5 protein-coding genes are annotated in these 5172 nt (G+C 68.3%); 3 read left to right on the forward strand and 2 right to left on the reverse strand.

The features are described from left to right. A partial coding sequence (locus AC3XYG_RS14640; RefSeq protein ID WP_489140574.1) for an ABC transporter ATP-binding protein occupies window positions 1–923 on the reverse strand: 923 nt, incomplete at its 3' end. Between the two features lie 343 nt (window positions 924–1266). On the opposite strand from AC3XYG_RS14640, the gene AC3XYG_RS14645 reads away from it, so the two are divergent. Together AC3XYG_RS14645 and AC3XYG_RS14650 are read left to right on the forward strand one after the other, a co-directional pair. Next, window positions 1267–2994 (forward strand): FdhF/YdeP family oxidoreductase, encoded by a 1728-nt coding sequence (locus AC3XYG_RS14645; RefSeq protein WP_489140575.1) that lies wholly within the window; start codon window positions 1267–1269, stop codon window positions 2992–2994. Window positions 2995–3102: 108 nt separating this feature from the next. Further along, window positions 3103–3534 carry a molybdopterin dinucleotide binding domain-containing protein gene (locus tag AC3XYG_RS14650; RefSeq protein ID WP_489140576.1) on the forward strand — a complete coding sequence of 144 codons (432 nt, stop codon included), beginning with the start codon at window positions 3103–3105 and terminating at the stop codon, window positions 3532–3534. A gap of 33 nt (window positions 3535–3567) precedes the next feature. Here AC3XYG_RS14650 and AC3XYG_RS14655 read toward each other — a convergent pair whose 3' ends face one another. Then, window positions 3568–4155 (reverse strand): class I SAM-dependent methyltransferase, encoded by a 588-nt coding sequence (locus tag AC3XYG_RS14655; protein ID WP_489140577.1) that lies wholly within the window; start codon window positions 4153–4155, stop codon window positions 3568–3570. 166 nt (window positions 4156–4321) lie between these two features. On the opposite strand from AC3XYG_RS14655, the gene AC3XYG_RS14660 reads away from it, so the two are divergent. Then, window positions 4322–5023 (forward strand): alpha/beta hydrolase, encoded by a 702-nt coding sequence (locus AC3XYG_RS14660; RefSeq protein WP_489140578.1) that lies wholly within the window; start codon window positions 4322–4324, stop codon window positions 5021–5023. The last annotated feature ends 149 nt before the right edge of the window (window positions 5024–5172 follow it).

Below are 5172 nucleotides of genomic sequence, written 5' to 3' on the forward strand. Positions count from 1 at the left end.
ATCGTCGCCGCCGGCGCCGCATCGACGCGCAGCGTCAGCAGGTGCCGGTCCCCGCGGAACTGGGATCGGATGACGGTCGCGGCCAGGGCGCCGGGCGCCGCCGGATCGCACAGCACCAGGTCGGCGCGGGGCAGCAGCACCGTGCCTTCGGCCTGCGGCCCCGGCCACTGCGCCTCGGGCGCCAGGCGTAGCCCGAAACCGGCCACGCACCAGAAGCCGTCACGGCGTTCGACCGGCAGCAGGGCGCCGAGATTGAGGAACTCCGCCACCGCCGCATCCGCCGGTTCGGCCACCAGCTGTTCCGACGGCGCCAGCTGCAGGATACGGCCGCCGCGCATCACCGCCACGGCATCGGCCAGGGCGAAGGCCTCGGCCTGGTCATGGGTGACGTAGATGGCGGTCAGGCCCAGGCTGCGGACCAGCGTGCCGATCTCGTCCACCAGGCTTTCGCGCAGCTCCTTGTCCAGATTCGACAGCGGCTCGTCGAACAGCACCAGCCGCGGTTCGGCCACGATCGCCCGGGCGATGGCGACGCGCTGCTGCTGGCCGCCGGACAGGGCGCTGGGCGGCCGGTCAGCGAAACCGGCCAGCCCGACCCGGTCCAGCGCCGCGGCGATCCGCGCCGCCCGCTCGGCCTTCGGCACGCGCTGCATTTCGAGCGGGAAGGAGACATTGGCGCCGACGCTGAGATGCGGCCACAGCGCATAATCCTGGAACACCATGCCCAGGCCGCGCCGTTCCGGCGGCAGGGCGATGCCGGTGGCGGCGTCGGCGACCACGGTGCCTGAAATGGTCACCCGGCCGGCGCTTGGCATCAGCAGCCCGGCGATCAGGCGCAGCAGGGTGGTCTTGCCGCAGCCGGATGGCCCAAGCAGCGCGAGAATGCGGCCGCGCCCGAGCGACAGGTCGATGCCATCCAGCACCGGCGTCGTGCCGTAGCGATAGCCGAGGCCGGTGGTCTAGACCGCATCGGCCTGGCTGATTTCGGGATTAAGGGCGTGCATCCGGCGGTTCGTGACAGAGAGAGAAGGCCACGGAGCCGACAGTGTCCGCGAGTGCCGGCAGCTTAGTCGTTGCCGATGACAGTTTTGCGACGGTTGCGTGTCAATCAAGGGAACGGGCGTGCCGCAAGGTCATGCGGCGCTGTGTCTGAATCGCGAGAGAAACTGGCCAGGACTTGCCAAGTTGTTGCAAGATAGAAGGAAGAATTCGTTATTCCCGGCGGAATATAACGCTCTCGCGATCCGAGAGAAGGATGGCCTTGCCATGGCAAAGCGTGAAGTTCCCGGCGTCCACCGCTACGATGCCCCGGCTGGCGGGTGGGGCGCGTTGCGGGCAACGGCCAAGGCTGTCGCAGAGCAGATGCATGTGGCCGAGGCGCCGCTGCTGCTGCTGCGCACGAACAAGCCGGATGGCTTCGATTGCCCCGGCTGCGCCTGGCCGGACAAGGAGCACACCTCCACCTTCCAGTTCTGCGAGAACGGCGCCAAGGCCGTGACCTGGGAGGCGACGAAGAAGCGCGTCACGCCGGACTTCTTCGCCGAACACACGGTGACGGAGCTGCTGCAGCAGAGCGATTACGAGCTGGAGAACCATGGGCGCCTGACCCACCCCATGGCCTATGACCCGGCGAGCGACACCTACCGGCCCATCGCCTGGGACGACGCCTTCGCCCGCATCGGGACGGTGCTGCAGGGGCTGCCCGATCCGGATATGGCGGAGTTCTACACCTCCGGCCGCGCGTCGAACGAGGCGGCGTTCCTGTTCAACATCTTTGCCCGCGAATACGGCACCAACAACTTCCCCGACTGCTCCAACATGTGCCATGAGGCGACCAGCGTCGGCCTGCCCCAGGCGATCGGCATCGGCAAGGGCACGGTGTCGCTGGAGGATTTCGACCATTGCGACCTGATCATTGCCATGGGCCACAATCCCGGCACCAACCACCCGCGCATGATGGGCACGCTGCATGAATGCGCCCGCCGCGGCGTGCAGATCATCGTCTTCAACCCGCTGAAGGAGCGCGCGCTCGAACGCTTCGCCGACCCGCAGAACCCGGTCGAGATGATGAGCTTCAGCGCGACCCCGATCGCCTCGACCTATCACCAGGTCAAGGTTGGCGGCGATGCGGCCGCGCTGAAGGGCATCATGAAGGCCGTCATCGAGAAGGCCGATGCGGGCGAGGACGTGCTCGACCGCGCCTTCATCGCCGCGCACACCAACGGCTTCGAGGCGTTCGCGGAGGATCTGCGCCAGACCGAATGGGCCGCGATCGAGCTGGCCTGCGGGCTGACCCGCGACGCGCTGGCCCGGGTCGCGGACGCCTATGTCAAATCGAACGCCACCATCCTCACCTACGGCATGGGCATCACCCAGCACGAGAAGGGGACGCAGAACGTGCAGCAGATCGCGGCCCTGCTGCTGCTGCGCGGCAACTACGGCAAGCCCGGTGCCGGCATCTGCCCGCTGCGCGGCCATTCGAACGTGCAGGGCAACCGCACCGTCGGCATCACCGAGAAGCCTGATCCGGTGATGTTCGCCAATGTCGAAAAGGCCTTCGGCTTCCGGCCGCCGCCGCGTCACGGCGACGACTCCGTCAAGGCGATGACGGCGATGATCGAGGGCCGGGCCAAGGTGCTGATCTGCCTGGGCGGCAATTTCTCGGTCGCGCTGCCCGACAGCGATCTCAGCCATCAGGGGATGCGCAATCTCGACCTGGCTGTGCACCTCAACACCAAGCTCAACCGATCGCATCTGCTGATCGGCAAGGACTCGATCATCCTGCCCGTGCTCGGCCGGACGGAGCGCGACACGCAGGCGACCGGCGCCCAGTCGGTGACGGTCGAGGATTCGATGTCGATGGTGCACGCGTCGCGCGGGAAGCTGGAGCCGGCCTCGGAGCATCTGCGCTCCGAACCCGCGATCGTCGCGGGAATCGCGATTGCGACGCTGCCGGCGAGCAAGGTCGGCTGGCAGGCGCTGGTCGCCGATTAAGACCTGATCCGCGACAAGATCGAAATCGTCTATCCCGCCTTCAAGGACTACAACGCGCGCATCCGGCACCCCGGCGGGTTTCGCCTGCCGCTGGGCCCGACCGAGCGGGTGTGGCACACCCCGTCCGGCAAGGCCGAGTTCCTTCCGTTCACGGGGCTGCTGGAGGACCCGGCGCTCACCGGGCCGGATGTGCTGAAGCTCACCACCCTCCGCAGCCACGACCAGTACAACACCACCATCTACGGCCTCGACGACCGCTATCGCGGCGTGTTCGGCCGGCGCGACGTGCTGTTCATCGGCGAGCAGGACCTGGCCGCCCGCAATCTGGAGCATGGCGATCTCGTCGAGGTCGAATCGGCTCTTCCGGGCTACGCGCACAAGCGCATCCGCCTGACCGTGATCGCGCACGACATCGCCGCCGGCTCCGTCGGTGCCTATTATCCCGAGGCGAACAACCTCTGCCCGCTGACCTACCAGGATCCGCAGAGCGGCACGCCGTCGTACAAATCCCTGCCGGTCCGCCTGCGAAAGATCGGGTAGTCCCGGCGGTCGCCGGCCGGTCTTCAATCTGCCCTATGTCGGCGTGCGCTCGGCCAGATAGAAGACCAGCTTGGGCTTGTAGGGGACGACCTGCACGCTCTTGAAGCCGGCGTGGCGCAGCAGGGCGACCAGCTCCGTCGAATTCAGCGCGTTCACCCAGCCCAGCTTCCAGCGGTCGCGCCCGATGTTGCGGTCGTTCGGGTGATAGGTCAGCAGCACGCGGGGGACGGCGGCGCGCAGCAGGCGCAGGAAGCGGGGCACGTCGTAGAGGTATTCCAGCACGCCGAGGCCGACGGCCATGTCGGCCTCTATTTCAGGAAACGGTTCGCGGTTGAGGTCGCAGACGATGGTTCGGTCGTCACGGCGGACGCAGTCGAGCGGCAGGTAGCGGCAGCCCTCCGGCAGCAGGGTCTCCAGCGCCATGCTGCCGCAGCCGATGTCCAGCACCCGCATGCCCGGTCGGACATGGGCGACCGCGGCGCGGGCCCGCTCGGTCCAGGAATCGAGCTTGCCGAGGTTCTCCTGCGACCAGCGATCGATCAGGGTCGTCCGTCGCTTCGCCGCCTCGATCGTGGCGCGGCGCCGTTCCTCGGAATCGCGATCCTCAGCCCAATCCGTCATCGGCCGTTGCCCCACAAGGGTTGGCCCCCTCCGGCTCGCACCCTAGCCCGATTCTCGGAAGCGGATGGCGAGGCGCCCTGCCGCGGCCCTATCATCGGCGCAGGCGTCCCCGCTGCACGCCGCGGACGCCGATTCTTCGCCTTCACATCCGGAGAGGAGAGAGACGATGAGCAAGCCCAAGATCGTCCTGGTGCATGGCTTCTGGGGAGGGGCCGCGCATTGGGCCAAGGCCATCGTCGCGCTGTCGCGCCTCGGCTACGGTCCGGGCGATTTGCACGCGGTCGAGGTGCCGCTGACCTCTCTGGCCGACGATGCCGAGCGGACCCGCAAGATGGTCGCGCAGCAGGCCGGCCCGGTCCTGCTGGTCGGCCATTCCTATGGCGGGGCGGTGATCACCCAGGCCGGCGACCTGCCCAATGTGGTCGGGCTGGTCTACATCGCGGCTTTCGCCCCGGATGCCGGCGAAAGCCCCGGCGGCATCACCCAGGAGCATCCGCCCGTGGCGGCGGCCAATCTCGCGCCGGACAGCGACGGCTATCTCTGGGTCAGGCCGGAGAAGTTCCATGAGAGCTTCTGCCAAGACCTGACGCCGGAGGAGGGGCTGGTGATGGGCGTGACCCAGAAGGCGCCGCTGGCCAGCACCTTCGGCGATACGATCAGCGCCCCGGCCTGGCGGAAGAAGCCGTCCTGGTACCAGATCTCCAGCGAAGACCGGATGATCGCGCCCGAGAACCAGAAGCGCATGTCCGGCCGCATGGGGGCACGGAAGATCATCACCTTGGCCTCCAGCCACGCCTCGCTGGCCTCGAAGCCGGTCGAGGTGGCCGCCTTCATCGACGAGGCGGCGACGCAGCTGGCGGACGGCTGAGGGCTCAGCCAGCGGCTCCGGCGCAGGCTGCGATCAGCGCGGCGCGGGCAGGAGATGTGCCGTCGGCCGGCCAGGGCTCCAGCCCCAGCTGCCGACGGCCCAGCTCGGTCAGATCGGCCGCGCCGCCGCGGTCGCGATAGGCCTTTTCC

The organism is Inquilinus sp. (genome assembly GCF_057815775.1).